General features: G+C 43.2%; 12 protein-coding genes and 1 pseudogene. 10 read left to right on the top strand and 3 right to left on the bottom strand.

Translation table 11 applies throughout. The annotated features are described in order from the left end of the window. Positions 1-768, bottom strand: a 768-nt coding sequence (locus BM377_RS15315) for a PD-(D/E)XK nuclease family transposase (protein ID WP_092250661.1), incomplete at its 3' end; no start/stop codon positions are given. Between the two features lie 300 nt (positions 769-1068). On the opposite strand from BM377_RS15315, the gene BM377_RS15310 reads away from it, so the two are divergent. The 8 genes from BM377_RS15310 (at position 1069) to BM377_RS15280 (ending at position 9779) form a co-directional block, all read left to right on the top strand. Continuing rightward, complete coding sequence (locus BM377_RS15310; RefSeq protein WP_092250658.1) at positions 1069-1644, top strand: hypothetical protein; 576 nt, start codon at positions 1069-1071, stop codon at positions 1642-1644. Positions 1645-1716: 72 nt separating this feature from the next. Next, positions 1717-1839: a hypothetical protein gene (locus BM377_RS16645; RefSeq protein WP_256372399.1), complete on the top strand. Its 123-nt coding sequence runs from the start codon at positions 1717-1719 to the stop codon at positions 1837-1839. A gap of 227 nt (positions 1840-2066) precedes the next feature. Next, complete coding sequence (gene pheS, locus BM377_RS15305) at positions 2067-3089, top strand: phenylalanine--tRNA ligase subunit alpha (RefSeq protein WP_330393008.1); 1023 nt, start codon at positions 2067-2069, stop codon at positions 3087-3089. A gap of 59 nt (positions 3090-3148) precedes the next feature. Next, on the top strand, positions 3149-5572 hold the full coding sequence (gene pheT / locus BM377_RS15300; protein WP_092250655.1) for a phenylalanine--tRNA ligase subunit beta: 2424 nt from the start codon (positions 3149-3151) through the stop codon (positions 5570-5572). A 51-nt stretch (positions 5573-5623) separates the two neighbouring features. After that, positions 5624-7117, top strand: coding sequence for an aminopeptidase (locus tag BM377_RS15295; protein WP_092250652.1), 1494 nt, complete (start codon positions 5624-5626; stop codon positions 7115-7117). Between the two features lie 9 nt (positions 7118-7126). Then, entirely contained in the window at positions 7127-8182 is a 1056-nt protein-coding gene (gene queA, locus BM377_RS15290) for a tRNA preQ1(34) S-adenosylmethionine ribosyltransferase-isomerase QueA (RefSeq protein ID WP_092250649.1), read from the top strand. A 49-nt stretch (positions 8183-8231) separates the two neighbouring features. After that, the gene (locus BM377_RS15285; RefSeq protein ID WP_092250646.1) at positions 8232-8582 is read left to right on the top strand and encodes a PilZ domain-containing protein; all 351 of its coding nucleotides are present in this window, start codon (positions 8232-8234) and stop codon (positions 8580-8582) included. Between the two features lie 147 nt (positions 8583-8729). Next, complete coding sequence (locus tag BM377_RS15280) at positions 8730-9779, top strand: CPBP family intramembrane glutamic endopeptidase (protein ID WP_177223923.1); 1050 nt, start codon at positions 8730-8732, stop codon at positions 9777-9779. Here the strand turns inward: BM377_RS15280 and BM377_RS15275 are convergent. Together BM377_RS15275 and BM377_RS15270 are read right to left on the bottom strand one after the other, a co-directional pair. Then, positions 9776-10396 (bottom strand): class D sortase, encoded by a 621-nt coding sequence (locus BM377_RS15275; protein ID WP_092250640.1) that lies wholly within the window; start codon positions 10394-10396, stop codon positions 9776-9778. The two genes, BM377_RS15280 and BM377_RS15275, sit on opposite strands and share 4 nt — an antisense overlap. Continuing rightward, entirely contained in the window at positions 10393-13680 is a 3288-nt protein-coding gene (locus BM377_RS15270) for a collagen binding domain-containing protein (RefSeq protein ID WP_092250637.1), read from the bottom strand. Before BM377_RS15270 ends, BM377_RS15275 begins: the two co-directional genes overlap by 4 nt. Positions 13681-13934: 254 nt before the next feature. On the opposite strand from BM377_RS15270, the gene BM377_RS15265 reads away from it, so the two are divergent. Together BM377_RS15265 and BM377_RS16155 are read left to right on the top strand one after the other, a co-directional pair. Then, positions 13935-15119: a nucleotide sugar dehydrogenase gene (locus tag BM377_RS15265; RefSeq protein WP_092250634.1), complete on the top strand. Its 1185-nt coding sequence runs from the start codon at positions 13935-13937 to the stop codon at positions 15117-15119. Between the two features lie 186 nt (positions 15120-15305). Beyond that, a pseudogene (locus BM377_RS16155) lies at positions 15306-15459 on the top strand (IS5/IS1182 family transposase); the annotation flags it as partial.

The raw sequence follows: 15459 nt of genomic DNA, 5'->3' as shown, positions 1-15459 counted from the left end.
TTTAAAAAGCGGATACTGCTCGATCAGTTTGATAATAAACTCAGGTTCATCGCATCCAATAAATGTAAGCCATGCATCTAATTCGCTTTGTATACCACTATTATGGAGTTTTTCAAGGAAAATATCAACAGGGATGAACACATAGTTCTGGAGCATGTTTAGCACAAGACCGCTATCAGATACGGCTGAGAATTTATGGATGAAAGTATTCTTGAAATCCTTAAATGACCTTGGACTACTTTCAAGGAATACAATGGTATAGACCGGTGCTATGTTCTTGTATGAGAAATTGGTTTTAAGAGAATCTCTTACTCTTTTATATTGGCGAAGCAGTAAGTCTGCTGAATAGCAGGAAGCTCTTTCTCCTGTAAAAGCATAACCGAGTTTTTGTACTTCAATGTTGGCAAGAGTTCCGTCTTCGAGTTCGACTACAATGTCTGTTATAACAAGAGACAGTTCATCTCCGATACGTGTGTTGTCATTCGGCAGTTGATATTTAACGGTTACTTTCTTACCGATAATGATGCTTAATAAAGCTGACAAGCGTTCAGGCGTGTACTCCGGGTTGAGTATCTCTTTGAAATAGCAGTCATAGAGCATTTTTACGCCTTTTGCACCGGTGCATATGGAGAGAAAGTTTTCCTTTTGATCTTCAGTCCAGGTTTCAAATTTTTCGCGAAGATTATCTTTTGAATTGATCTCTTCAAGAACCTGCTCCCTTGTTTTGATCATTGGAAATAATTTAGAAAGATTGTTTTGGCTGTTCATACAGCACCTCCAAAAAATAGAATTTGGCGAATCCGCCATGCGTCGACTTGAGAATGGCCGTTGAAAGACCGTCGACATATTCAATGATATCAGACAAAACTTAAGATTTGCTGTAGATAATTCTTAAGTTTTCTTAAGAAATGGCGCGGATATATTCTGGCAATAGTTAATAAAACCATATATTCTGACGATATAATAAATAGCGACGGAAGCGTGTTTCTCAATGGATTGAATTTCATTGAAAAACGCGCTTTTTCTTTTGACAATAAGCATCGAAATATTATTATATGGAGGAGTTATATGAATATTAGCCTGAACCTCAAGAAAGAAGAGACACAAAAGATCACTACAGAAATTGAATTGGCGCGGTATATCATGGAAAGAGGAAATGACACGGGAAAAATGTCGGAAGCGGACCGAGCCAAGATGGAAGCCCGTATAAACGCCAAGCTTCAATCAGGGAAAAAGCTTTCTCAGAAGGAGATGGAATATTTAAGAAGATACAATCCGATCATGTATGCGCATGCGCTGAGGGTGCAAAGAATGGCTGAAGCTGTTGAAGAGCAGCTAAAGCATGCAAAAAGTAAGGAAGAGGCAGATCGCATTATAACTTCCGCTTTAAATGGAATATCAAAAAACGATCCTGACAGGGAATACATATTTGCCGCGGTAAATAGGGTGGTGACTGAGTTTCATAAGTCGGGAGCATATGATGAGTTACCGAATACCATAGACGAAGATGATAAGAAGAAAAAGAAGAGTGGAGAAGTCTTTTATGATGCGGAAGATGATAAAGACGATGAGTTTGACTTACAAAATTGGAGTCCGCTCACGGAAGTATATGATAGTATGCCTACATTCTCTGTGGAAGCTTGATGCATCATAAGGCTTGACAAAAGTTTTTTTGCCCAATACAATTAGTTGTTGAAATAGAAAATAACAAATGCTATGAAGGTGTGGGCCTCGCCCAAGATGTTATGCGGATTTGCATTACAGAGAATGGAAGTCATCGGCTGGAAGCTTCCTAATGAGAGCATATACGGAACATTCGCACCGGAGCAGCTTGCCTGAAATGATTTCTTTAGTAGGGTGAGACGTATGTCTACGTTACAGATATAATGAGTGTCCGAGCATTGTATATGCCGGGAACTTGGGTGGTACCGCGATAATTCGTCCCTTGTGCTATTTGGCACAAGGGATTTTTTTTGAGCAGAGCACTTGGCGAGGTGGTTTCGAGCCTAGTACATATCCCAAGTGCAGAGCACAGTTTTGAAGACATCACATTATGGAGGAAGATTATGATTAGTGAACAGCTCGACAAAATTAGAGAGGAGGCCCTTAAGCAGATACGTGAGTCTGACGGCCTCGACAAACTTAATGAGATCAGAGTCAACATTCTTGGTAAAAAAGGTGAGCTCACAAGCATCCTTAAGAGCATGAAGGACGTTGCTCCCGAGGACAGACCGAAGGTTGGTCAGCTTGTAAATGAGACAAGAGAAGCTATCGAGAAGGTACTTGAAGAGACCAAGAACAAGATGGAAGCTGCAGCACGTGATGCCAAGCTCAAGGCTGAGGTCATCGACGTAACTCTTCCTGCCAAGAAGAATAAGGTTGGTCATCATCACCCCAACACAATAGCTCTTGAAGAGGTAGAAAGAATCTTCACGGGCATGGGCTATGAGGTTGTTGAAGGACCTGAAGTTGAGAAAGACTACTACAACTTCGAAGCGCTCAATATCCCTGCGGATCACCCCGCCAAGGATGAGCAGGATACTTTCTATATTAACGGAGATCTTCTTCTCAGAACTCAGACATCTTCAACACAGGTTCATGAGATGGAGAAGGGTAGAATCCCGATCAAGATGATCGCTCCCGGAAGAGTTTTCCGTGCCGATGAAGTTGATGCTACACATTCACCTTCTTTCCACCAGGTAGAAGGACTTGTTATAGATAAGAACATTACTTTTGCAGATCTTAAGGGAACACTCGCTGAGTTCGCTAAGCAGCTCTTCGGACCCGATACCAAGACTAAGTTCAGACCCCATCACTTCCCGTTCACAGAGCCTTCTGCCGAGATGGACGTAAGCTGCTTCAAGTGCGGCGGTAAGGGATGTCGTTTCTGTAAGGGTGAGGGCTGGATAGAGATCCTCGGCTGCGGTATGGTACATCCTCACGTTCTTGAGATGAGCGGAATCGATCCTAACGAGTACGTTGGATTTGCGTTTGGTGTAGGACTTGAGAGAATCGCGCTTCTTAAATACGAGATCGACGACATGAGACTTCTCTACGAGAACGATATCAGATTCCTTAATCAGTTCTGATAGAGTAGCAATCCGTATAAACGCCAACATCTTACTTATAGAATAGGAGAATATTTACAATGAACTCATCTAAATCATGGATTAAAGCATATGTACCGGACCTTTCATGCACCGATCAGGAATTCTTCGATGCGATGACCCTTTCCGGAACCAAGACAGAAACATACACACCACTTGATAAGAACCTCGAGAAGATCGTGGTTGGTCAGATCAAGACAATCGAGCAGCACCCCGATGCGGATAAGCTCGTTATCTGCCGGGTAGACATCGGAACAGAGATGATCCAGATCGTCACAGGTGCCAAGAATATGAAGGAAGGCGACAAGGTTCCCGTTGTTCTTGACGGCGGACGTGTTGCGGGCGGTCACGACGGAAGCCCCAATCCCGCTGAAGGCATCAAGATCAAGGCAGGAAAACTCAGAGGCGTTCCCAGTGCAGGTATGATGTGCTCGATCGAAGAGCTCGGTTCAACCAAAGATTTCTATCCCGAAGCTCCCGAGGACGGTCTTTACATCTTCCCCGAGGACACAGAAGTAGGAGCCGATGCCGTTGACGTACTCGGTCTTCACGACACTGTATTTGAATTCGAAGTCACTTCCAACAGAGTTGACTGCTACAGCATCTTAGGAATCGCAAGAGAGGCTGCGGCTACATTTAAGCTTCCCTTCAATGCACCCGCTATCGAAGTTAAAGAGGACGGCGAGGGCAAGACATCCGATATGATCAGCGTAGAGATCAAAGACACAGATCTTTGCACAAACTACTGCGCAAGAGTCGTAACGGATATCAAGATCGAGCCTTCACCTAAGTGGATGCAGAGAAGACTTTCAAGCGTAGGCATTCGTCCCATCAATAACCTCGTTGATATCACAAACTACGTTATGATGGAGCTCGGTCAGCCCATGCACGCTTACGATCTTAGCACTATCGCAGGTAACAAGATCGTTGTAAAAAGAGCCGCTGACGGCGATACTTTCGTAACTCTCGACGGACAGGAGAGAAAGCTCGACAAAGACGTTCTCATGATCTGCGATGCTGAGAAAGCAGTCGGAATCGCTGGTATCATGGGTGGTGAGAACTCTATGATCACTGACGATGTTAAGACAGTTCTTTTTGAGGCTGCTACATTCAACGGACCCAACATCAGAAAGAGTGCCAAGAGAGTAGGCCTTCGTACAGACGCATCCGGCTTCTTCGAGAAAGGCCTTGACCCTGCAAACGCAGAGGTAGCAATCAACAGAGCTTGCCAGCTTATAAACGAGCTTGGCTGCGGCAGAGTTGTTCCCGGAATTGTTAGAGAGGGTCTTCCGATCGCGCCTCTTAAGAGATTCGCCCTTGAAGCGGATAAGATTAACAAGCTCCTTGGTACAGATATTTCCAAGGAAGACATGATCGCTATCCTCAATAAAGAAGAAGTCGGCTACGACGCCGCTACAGACGAGGTTATCATCCCTTCATTCAGACAGGACCTTAACCAGATGTGCGACATCGCTGAGGAAGTTGCAAGATTCTACGGATATGACAAGATTCCTACAACTCTTCCCAAGAACAGCGCAACAACAGGCGGTATCTCTTTCAAGATGAGCGTAGAGAAAAAAGCCAGAGAAGTAGCACAGTTCTGCGGTTTCTCACAGGGCTATACATATTCATTCGAAAGCCCCAAGGTATTTGATAAGCTTCTTTTACCTGAGGACGCAGTAGAAAGACAGGCTATCAAGATTTCCAATCCTTTAGGAGAAGATTTCTCAATAATGAGAACCATCCCTCTTAACGGTATGCTTACAAGCCTTGCAACCAACTATAACCGAAGAAACAAGGACGTTCGTCTCTATGAGATGGGCAACATCTATGTGGCTAAGTCACTTCCTCTTACGGAGCTTCCCGATGAGAGAATGCAGTTCACACTTGGTTTCTACGGCGATGGCGACTTCTACAGCATGAAGGGTGTTATCGAGGAGCTTCTCGACAGTGTGGGAATGCTCGATAAGGTAGAGTACGACCCGAATGCAGGCAAGTCTTTCCTTCATCCCGGAAGACAGGCTAACGTTGTTTACGACGGAGAGGTTATCGGATATTTAGGTGAAGTTCATCCAGTTGTGTGCGATAATTATGATATCGGCACAAGAGTTTATGTTGCTGTTATCGACATGCCTCACGTTGTTGAGCATGCTAACTTCGATACGATCTACACAGGAATTGCCAAGTTCCCTGCTGTTACAAGAGACATCTCCATGGTTGTTCCCAAGGAAGTCCTTGCGGGCGACATCGAGAAGATGATCCGTCAGCGCGGCGGCAAGAAGCTTGAAGACCTTTCACTCTTTGATATCTACGAGGGTGAGCAGATCAAGGCAGGCTTCAAGTCTATGGCATATTCACTTGTATTCAGAGACAAGGAAAAGACTCTTGAAGACGATGAAGTAAATGCAGCAATGAAGAAGATATTGAACGGCCTCGAGTCACTTAATATCGAACTTCGCTCATAATTAACAGCTTTATTTTGGAGCGAAGCGACAAAATGAAAGGAGCATGGATTAATGAGAAAAAATGTATGGACAACATACAACAAAACTCAGCTTAAAGCATGCGACAGATTTGCTGAGGACTACAAGGAATTCCTTAATAATTCCAAGACAGAAAGAGAAGCCGTTGACACTATCGTTAACGAGATAGAGGCAGCCGGCTACAGAGAGCTCAACACTCTCATCGGTACAAAGACTAAGCTAAAAAAAGGCGATAAAGTATATTGCGTCTGGATGAACAAGAGTATCGTTATGTTCCAGATGGGTTCAGACCCCATGGAGGCAGGACTTAACATCCTCGGAGCACACATCGATTCTCCAAGGCTCGACGTCAAGGTTAATCCTCTCTATGAGGACGGAGGCTACGCGTTCCTTGATACTCACTACTACGGCGGTATCAAGAAGTACCTTTACGTTGCTACACCCCTTGCCATCCACGGCGTACTTGTAAAAAAAGACGGCACGACCGTTCAGCTAAGTGTCGGTGAGGATGAGGACGATCCCGTATTCTTCATTTCAGATCTTTTGATCCACCTTTCAGCCGAGCAGATGAATAAGAAGGCCTCTGCCGTTGTTGAGGGCGAAGTACTCGACCTTATCATTGGAAACAGACCTTTTGTTGTCGACAATGATTCGGAAAAAGAAAAGAAGGCAAGCACTAAATTAACAGCAGGCGAGCAGTACGCCGTTAATCATGAAAAAGAGGAAAAGAAAGAATCCGGTAAGCTCTCCGGAGCCGTAAAGCGCGGTATTCTTGCAATCCTTAATGATCTCTACGGAATCGAAGAAGATGACTTTATGTCAGCCGAGCTTGAGATCGTTCCTGCCGGAAAGGCAAGAGATGCGGGTTTTGACAGATCAATGATCATGGGGTACGGACATGACGACAGAGTATGCGCATATCCTTCAATGAGAGCCATTCTCGAAGCCAAGAACCTTAAGAGAACGGCTTGCTGTATCCTCGTTGATAAAGAAGAGATCGGAAGCTACGGCGCAACCGGAATGCAGAGCAGATTCTTTGAAAAGGCTGTTGCCGAGGTTATGAATCTCACAAAGGAAGGCTACAACGAGCTTTCATTAAAGAGATGCCTTGCAAACTCCTGCATGCTTTCATCCGATGTATCGGCAGCATTCGATCCTCATTATGCTTCGCAGTTTGAGAAAAAGAACTCAGCATACATGGGAGAGGGTGTTGCGTTTAATAAGTACACCGGATCAAGAGGAAAATACGGTTCAAGTGACGCTAACGCTGAGTATATTGCAGAGATCAGAAAGGTCTTTGATAAAGAAAAGGTCGTATTCCAGTTTGCAGAGCTTGGTAAGGTTGATGCGGGCGGCGGCGGAACGATCGCTTACATGCTTGCCAAATACGGCATGAATGTTATCGATTCCGGAATCTGCGTTCTTAGCATGCATTCACTTTGGGAAGTTATCAGTAAGGCCGACCTATACGAGGCACTTCGCGGATACGTTGCTTTCCTTGAAAACATTGATTTTAGAAATGAGTAATTTGATTTTATGAGTAATAGAGCTGAACTTGGTTTATCAACAGCTGACTATTATTTCGATCTTCCACAGGAGCTTATCGCTCAGGATCCTCTTCAAAAGAGAGATGAGTGTAAGCTCCTTGTTATCGATAAGAAGACGGGTAAGACAGAGCATCACATTTTCAGTGAGATCATTAACTATCTTAATCCCGGTGACTGCCTTGTCCTTAACAACACCAAGGTTATCCCCGCAAGGCTCCTTGGTGAAAAAGAGGGAACGGGCGCAGCTGTTGAGATACTTCTTTTAAAGAGAAAAGAGAATGATGTATGGGAGACTTTGGTCAAACCGGGCAAAAAACTTCGTCCCGGTGCCAGGGTTTCTTTTGGCGGAGGAATCTTAAAGGCTGAGATCCTCGATATCGTTGAGGAAGGAAACAGACTTGTGAAATTCTACTATGACGGTATCTGGGAAGAGGTCCTCGACAGGCTCGGCGAAATGCCGCTTCCTCCTTATATCACGCACAAGCTCCAAGATAAGAACATGTATCAGACGGTATATGCTAAGTTTGAGGGCTCCGCTGCAGCTCCTACCGCAGGGCTTCACTTTACGGATGAGCTCCTTCAAAAGATACGCGAAAAAGGCGTTGAGATGGCTTTTGTGACCCTTCACGTCGGTCTTGGTACTTTCAGACCCGTCAAGGTAGAAAACGTCAAAGAGCACCATATGCACACCGAATGGTACCGGGTGACGCAGGAGGCTGCGGATAAGATCAATAAGGCAAAAGAGACAGGCCATAAGGTCATCTGTGTCGGAACAACCAGCTGCAGAACAATAGAGAGCGCCGCCGATGAAAACGGAAGGCTCCGGGAGTGTAGTGGCGACACTTCGATCTTTATCTATCCAGGCTATAAGTTTAAGATTTTGGATCAGCTTATCACGAACTTCCATTTGCCTGAGTCAACGCTTGTAATGCTTGTTGCCGCACTCGCCGGCCGTGAGAACATCCTTGCTGCGTATGAGGAAGCAATCAAAGAAAGATACAGATTCTTTTCTTTTGGCGATGCGTGCTTTATAACGGATCTGTGATAGTGTATAATAAGTCGTGTAAGATTGATTGTATTATTGGAGATTTGTTATGGAAGACAGAAGAAAGAATAAGCGCCTGGAGCTTTCGGGAGATATTGTTATAAAAGAAATTACGAGCGGTCCCAAGGCAGATACCGTGGAGATTGAGATTATCGATGCATCTACCGAAGGTATCGGCTTTACAACCGATAAGCAGCTTATGATCGGCGCCAATTATGAGGCGAATCTTACGCTGTGGACCAAAGAAACAGTGCATGTCTTCATCCAGATTGTCCGTGCATGGAAAGAGGGCGATACTTACTGCTACGGCGGTATGTTCATCGGTATGCCCGAGGATGTCAAGATGCACATCGGAGTCTACGGAACCGTAGAGGATGCGCTTTCCGAGCAGGAAGAATAATTTAATATGAGTGTTTATGAGGCTTTCCCTTGCACTGATGCCCGGGAAAGCCTTTTTTGCGCCCTTTTTAGGTTACTTCATTTGAATAATGACAATCATTATGGTAAGGTAGAAAGGTGTGAAAAAACGACTATTGGAGGCACTGAAATGGATAATACTTTTAAGAAACGACTGACAACTTTTATTGCCGTAGCCTATGGCGTGACATTTTTTATGTATTTAATCATGTTCTTTGGGCTTAGAGCCGGTAAAGATCTTTCGGTATTTCCCAATGCACAGATGATGTTCCCTGCATGCGGAGTTATACTTGGATTTCTTCTTTTTGGAGATAAGGAGAAAAAGATTCCCAAGGCAGGATTCATAGTAGTGCTTATCACAGCGCTTGCTATGATGGGAATGTCAATTGCTTCATTGATCGTACCGGTTACTACGATCAAGACACAGGCCGGATCTGTTACAAATATAGATTTGTACAGCCAGTATGTGTTAATGGCAGGAAGCCTTATAGCTTATATCCTTTTTTGGGCATGTGGTAAGGAAAAAAGAAAAAATGTGGGCCTTTCCAGAAACAAAATAGGTATGAGTGCCCTTTTGGTATTTTTGTTTGTGGTTTTATTTATAGTAAGATTGTTGATCTCGGCTTACCTTGGCAAGTTTGTATCACCTGACGCAGCCGGTGAACTTCAGGAAGTGATCGGTGCACTTACCAATCCACAGACTTATATCAGCGCTATTTCCATATTGTTAGTTTTCCCGCTTAGTTTTTTGGCCTTCTGGGGAGAAGAGTATGGATGGAGATATTATTTACAGCCTATTCTTCAGAATAAGTTCGGACTTAGACTCGGCGTATTGATACTTGGTGTTGTATGGGGATTGTGGCATTTCGGTCTCGATTTTATGTTCTATACAACCACATCGGGCCCTGTGTATTTGCTCATGCAGGTCATTACATGCATCGGACTTGGAATATTCTTTGGATATGTATTTATGAAGACGAAGAATATATGGGCCATAGCATTAATGCATTTCATAAACAACAATTATATAGTGGTATTTTCGGGTGGCAACGCAGACGCGATCAAGGATCAGACGGTAACACTTTCTCAGGTGCCGGTTCATCTTATCAGCTTCCTTGTGCTGATTGTATTCATCCTTGCACCTATTTATAACCCAAAAAAGACTGAGGAGAACGCTTAAGCGTTCTCCTCGGTTCTTTTTGCGATTACAACAAGTCTGTGAGTAGCTATATAAATTGGAGTGCAAGTATAAAGGGTTAGCTGCTCGTCTTCGGTAGGATCTAAGATCTCGATATCTTCGGGATTAACGACTTTAATCTCGGATACCTTGTATTTATAGGTGGTATCTCTTGTATCTACAAAAATCTCATCACCAACCTCAACTTCATCAAGTCTGTTGAAGTATTTACCAAAGTTATAATTACGATGGCCTGCGATTACGCAGTTTCCGACTTCTCCGGGAGAAGCGGTATTTGGTTCGTGACCGAGGGAAGCGGAGAGGGCGCTTTTATTTGTGCCCTCTTTAACCGGCTCCTTGGAATCAATCTTGGGAATTCTTACGACATATAGAATGTCGTCTGTTCCAAATAAAGTGTCATCGCCATCTTCCAGTGATACGGTCTTAAGTCCATCCTCCGACATTTCCTCGGTTTCGGGAATGGGCTGTGCCTCATAGAAAGATGCGAGAGCGCTTTCTTTTTCTCGCGATTGTATTACGTTTATTGATATTGAGGCGATTATCAGAAACAGTCCAAATACCAGTAATACCGCGCCTGTAATTCTTAAAAACAATTTCATCTTCTTTTCCTATTATGAGCTTTCTTTGGATTTATCACCAAAAGAACCGTTCCGATTATTACGGCGACTCCTCCGATGATGTAGGATACGAGAGTACCCACAAATCCGCCTGTCTTGGCAAGCTTAGCGCCTGCTACGGCTTTTCTTCTGACTCCGAGAACTTCCCCGTTTGGACCAAGTATGTACTCGTAGTTAGGATCTCCGCCTTCGAGTGTGGCACCGTCTACAACAGTGTATCCGTTGGCCTTGATCTCGTCATCGCTTATAAGTCTGTCATCATATTCTGAAGGAGCTTTAACGATGATCTTTGGCTTGTTGCCGTTGTTTGCATTGGCATTTGCGGCGTTATTGTTAGCTCCGGCATTGGTGTTTGCAGCAGCGTTATTTGTGTTTGAACCGGAGTTGCTGCCGTTTCCGCCGTTGTTGTCGTTGTCGTGGTGATCATCGCTGCTGTGGTGCTTGCTGTCTGATGATCCGCCTGAGCCATTGTTGTCCGAACCGTTTGAAGGACCGCCCGATCCGTTACCGGAGCCATTTCCGTTTTTATTATCGTCTTTATTTCCGTTACCGTTGCCGTTTCCGGGATTCGGTACATCCGGCTCGGGTTCCTTTTTCTTGTTGGTAAAGTTAAGATTTACACGTCCTTTATTTGTGTTAAATTCATATGGCTCTTCATTGAGCTCATATCCGTCGGGAGCTTTAATCTCTTTTACAATATATTCTTTACCTTTCGGAAGACCGACTTTTCCGCTTCCGTTTTCTCCTGTTGTGAGCTGTGCAACTTCTTCTTGAGTAGCCTTATCTATGATTGAGAATACGGCTCCTTTGAGAAGAACAGAAGAGTCTTCGTCATCGGCCTTTGTTATTGTAAGTGATGCTTTACCGGTTGAGCTTCCTGAGCTGAATTTAGCATTGCTAAGATCGATATTTGATTTGAATTCAGCATCTATACCGGAATCCAAAAGTTCAGCACTGTTGGAGTAATCTCCGCCTGCAACCTTAGGAAGATCGGGAGTAGCAATATATTTAAGTACATAGCTGGTCTTTCCGGTATTCTTGGGAAGAGTAACTTCCAACTGCGTTGTTCCGTTGGAATTGGTCTTAACATCTGTTTTATAGCCTGTTGCTTCTTCACCTTCGGAAAGATCGCCGGTAGCAGGATTGATGTTGGCAACATAAAGTTTTACCGAGCTTTCCTCGAGGTCGAGGTTTGCTCCTAGTATATCTCTGACTTTACAGCCATCGCGAAGATTCTGCTTGGAAGCATTGACTAAAATTGTATATCCGGCCTGAGTCTTATCATTGATAACGTCGCCTTTTTTGTTGAACATTGAGTTCTTGATCTCGCGTTTTGCATCTTTTGACTCAATAGTAGTTGTAGGATAATCCTCGGTTTCGATTGATGCATTGTTGGCGATGCTGATACTTGAACTTGTAATGTTATCAAGGTATTTTTCGTCTTTAACTCTTGCGGTGAATGTGATAGTTTTCATTGAATCGGCTTCGCCGGCAACAGTATTTTCGGGATATACGGTAAGAAGACCGTTATTGTATGTATAGCACGGTCTTGTTGGGTTATCATCCGAACCCTTAGGTATTTCCACGCCGTTCATCATGATTGGCTTGTCTGTCGCAATAATAAGTTCAAGACCGCTTTCCGTAAGTCCGTCTTTTACGCTTATCTTTGACATTGCCATCTTGTTTTTATTGGCAACGATCTCGTACTGGAACTCATGAGTCTCGTAGTTGTAATTTCCTACGATTCTTTTTGTAAGGACTTCACTTTTACATGTCTTTTCAATCTCGTCACTTACGTTTTTCATTTCATAGGAGTTCATGACAACTCTATTTTTATATTTTTTCTCTTTATTTCCTGAATAGAACTCTTTTTCAGATTCCAAAAGCTCAGTAACCACATCAAATTCCAATGTTTTTTCTTTGATGTCATTACCGAGAGTTATAAGGTATTCACTATATTCATCGGTACCTTCAATAAATTTACCGGGAACACCCGCATACTTGTCGGATATGTCATAGGCTTCACCGTCAAGCTTGGCATTAGTTATTTCTACAAGCTTCTGACCGGCTCCGATCTCTTCAGTGATCTCGACATCGGTGAGAGGCTGCTTGCTGGTGTTAGCTTTAATAGTCCAAGTAATCTTATGGTTGGCGGCATCATAGCTTGTAAGATTTTTTACAATACCGGGTTTAGCGGTGAGACCGTCTTTTCCTTTGATCTTACCGATGGATTCATGATGTTCTTCATCACCGTATTCAAACCATGTCTCATTATTGGGAGCAGAAGAGTGGTTCTGCTGTAAATAGGTATCATAATTTTTAAGCAAAGACTTATATCTTACTACATAAGTGCTTTCACCGGACAGAGTTCCAAGATCAACAGAGAAATCATACGGTAAATTCTGGAACTGCGAATTACCTGCTGAAGTGTTTACGCTGACATCGCTTGTGATATCTTCTCCGTCTTTTGAAACGGTTATGGAATCTGAAATGAGACTCATGTCTGTCTTTGAATCCATAGTGAATTTATCGTACAGAACAAAGTTATCAAAATCATATCCCTTATTGCCTAATGTTATTTCCCAGGTGATGATCGCATCTTTGTTGTCATCGGTTCTCTGGATATCCTTGAAATTCTTCTTAAGAGTATATTTATCTTTGAGCGGAGGATCTACAGGACCCGGATCGGGCTCAGGATCTTCCTGATTCTCTTTGATAGGGAATTTTAAAGGACTGTCAAAGCCCGGAAGCTGCATCTCGATTTCTTTTTTGTCTCCGACTTTATCACCGTCGAGCTTACATGAGATTCCGAACACTATTTCGTTTAGATCCGAGTATTCATCATTAGTAACCTCGAGCAATATGTTACCGTCATCATCAAGAGTAACCACGCCGAGCGGATCGTCAAGGTCTTTGATGCTGATTGATATGTCATGTGGATATTCTGTCAGTATTTTTGGGAAATTGGGGAGGATGATCTTATCCCCTTTTTTGATGTAATGATCCGGGTTTACCTCAGGATCTTTTTCATCATCCGTATAGTTTAGAAATAGAGGTTGAAAAAGTGTGTAAGTTAATTCGAACTGATCGCCCAAGGAGATAACATCTCCGCTTGCGATAGGTTCCCCTTCTTTGTAGAGTTCAACCTTCTCTACAATGTCTTTGACTTCCCCCTCGCCTTCTTCAGCAAGTGCACCTATCGGGAGTGAGAGGACTCCGATGCACAGAAAAAGGCACAATAAGAGTGCTTTTAAAGTTTTTTTCATACTTTGCCTCCAAAATAATATAAATTATTTCATATTAAATGTATCAAACAGATATTGTAAAATAGTGAAGATTGTGTGTCTATTTTGTGTTCATTTGGTTACCGAACACAAAATATAGTATTTTTTTGACCTGATTTCCGAGTCGTCCTTGCCTAGAGTGCTTATTTTTTATACAATTATGTAGTGCGAGTGCACACATGGTCTTGAATTTATAATCTGCAATATGCATTTTGACTGTATTATGAGGTGAAATCATGAGGATAACAGTAGTAGGTACGGGATATGTAGGACTTTCCAATTCCGTACTTTTATCACAATATAACGATGTTACCGCGGTGGACATTGTCCCTGAGAAGGTTGATATGATCAACAAGAGACAGTCGCCCATAGTCGATAAAGAGATAGAAGAGTATCTTAAGAAGGATTCGCTCAGGCTTCGTGCGACAACTGATGCGATAAGCGCATACGAAGATGCGGAGTTTATCATTGTTTCGACACCAACAAACTACGATGAGAAACTTAACTATTTTGATACGTCTTCCGTAAGAAGTGTTGTCGAACAGGCAAGGAAAGTGAATCCCGACGCTTATATCATAATCAAATCTACGATTCCGGTTGGATATACTTCGGATCTTATGGATGAATATGAGACGGATCACATTCTCTTTTCGCCTGAGTTCTTAAGAGAGGGAAAAGCGCTTTACGACAACCTTTATCCATCGAGAATAATCGTAGGCTACAATACGGATTCCGAGGAAGCTGAGGAGAAGGCGCACATTTTTACCGATCTTCTTAAGCAGGGCGCTCTTAAAAAAGACATTCCGACACTGTTTATGAACACGACAGAGGCCGAGTCGGTCAAGCTCTTTGCCAATACGTATCTGGCACTTAGGGTTTCGTTTTTTAACGAGCTTGATACTTATGCAGAGGTAAGAGGCCTCAATACCAAGAATATAATTGACGGCGTATGCCTCGATCCCAGGATCGGGGATTTCTACAACAATCCTTCGTTTGGCTATGGCGGTTATTGCCTTCCCAAGGATACAAAGCAGCTTCTTGCCAATTATGAAGATGTTCCGAATAACCTTATCACGGCTATCGTTGATGCCAACAGGACGAGAAAAGATTATATCGCAGACAGGATTTGGGCACTTCAGCCCAAGAAGGTTGGAGTATACAGGCTCACGATGAAGGCGGGTTCCGATAACTTCAGACAGTCCGCGATTCAGGGCATTATGAAAAGAATTAAATCAAGAGGAATAGAGTGTGTGGTATATGAGCCGACGCTCAAGGAAGACAACTTCTTTAATTCCAAGGTTATAAACGATCTTAATGAGTTCAAAAAAGAGTGCGACTTTATAATCGCCAACAGACTCACGCCCGAGCTTTCGGATGTGGTAGACAAGGTTTATACGAGAGATCTTTTCGGAAACGAGTAAATACAGATAATTAAAAATAAAGGGTCAAAAGCTTTTGCTTTTGGCCCTTCAGACTGTAGACAAAGTCCACGGCAAATGCTGTGGATTTTTCTTTTAAAAAGTGTCACAAGCCCTGTATTTATCTGGGATTGAGGCACTTTTTATGGTATAATAAAAGTATCAAAGTTGTGGATGGGGATAGCCTTTATGATGACTTCTAATACCGAAAGAAAGCGTGAACAGATGCAGTTTGTGAGCATGGATGATCTGGTACCTCAGGATCACATGCTCAGGCTTATTGATAAAGCAATTGACTGGTCATTCATATATGACCTTGTTGAAGATAAGTATTCATCAGATA

This window comes from Butyrivibrio sp. INlla21, assembly GCF_900116875.1.
GTDB lineage: Bacteria > Bacillota > Clostridia > Lachnospirales > Lachnospiraceae > Butyrivibrio.
This window is presented reverse-complemented; position numbering and strand designations above follow the sequence as displayed.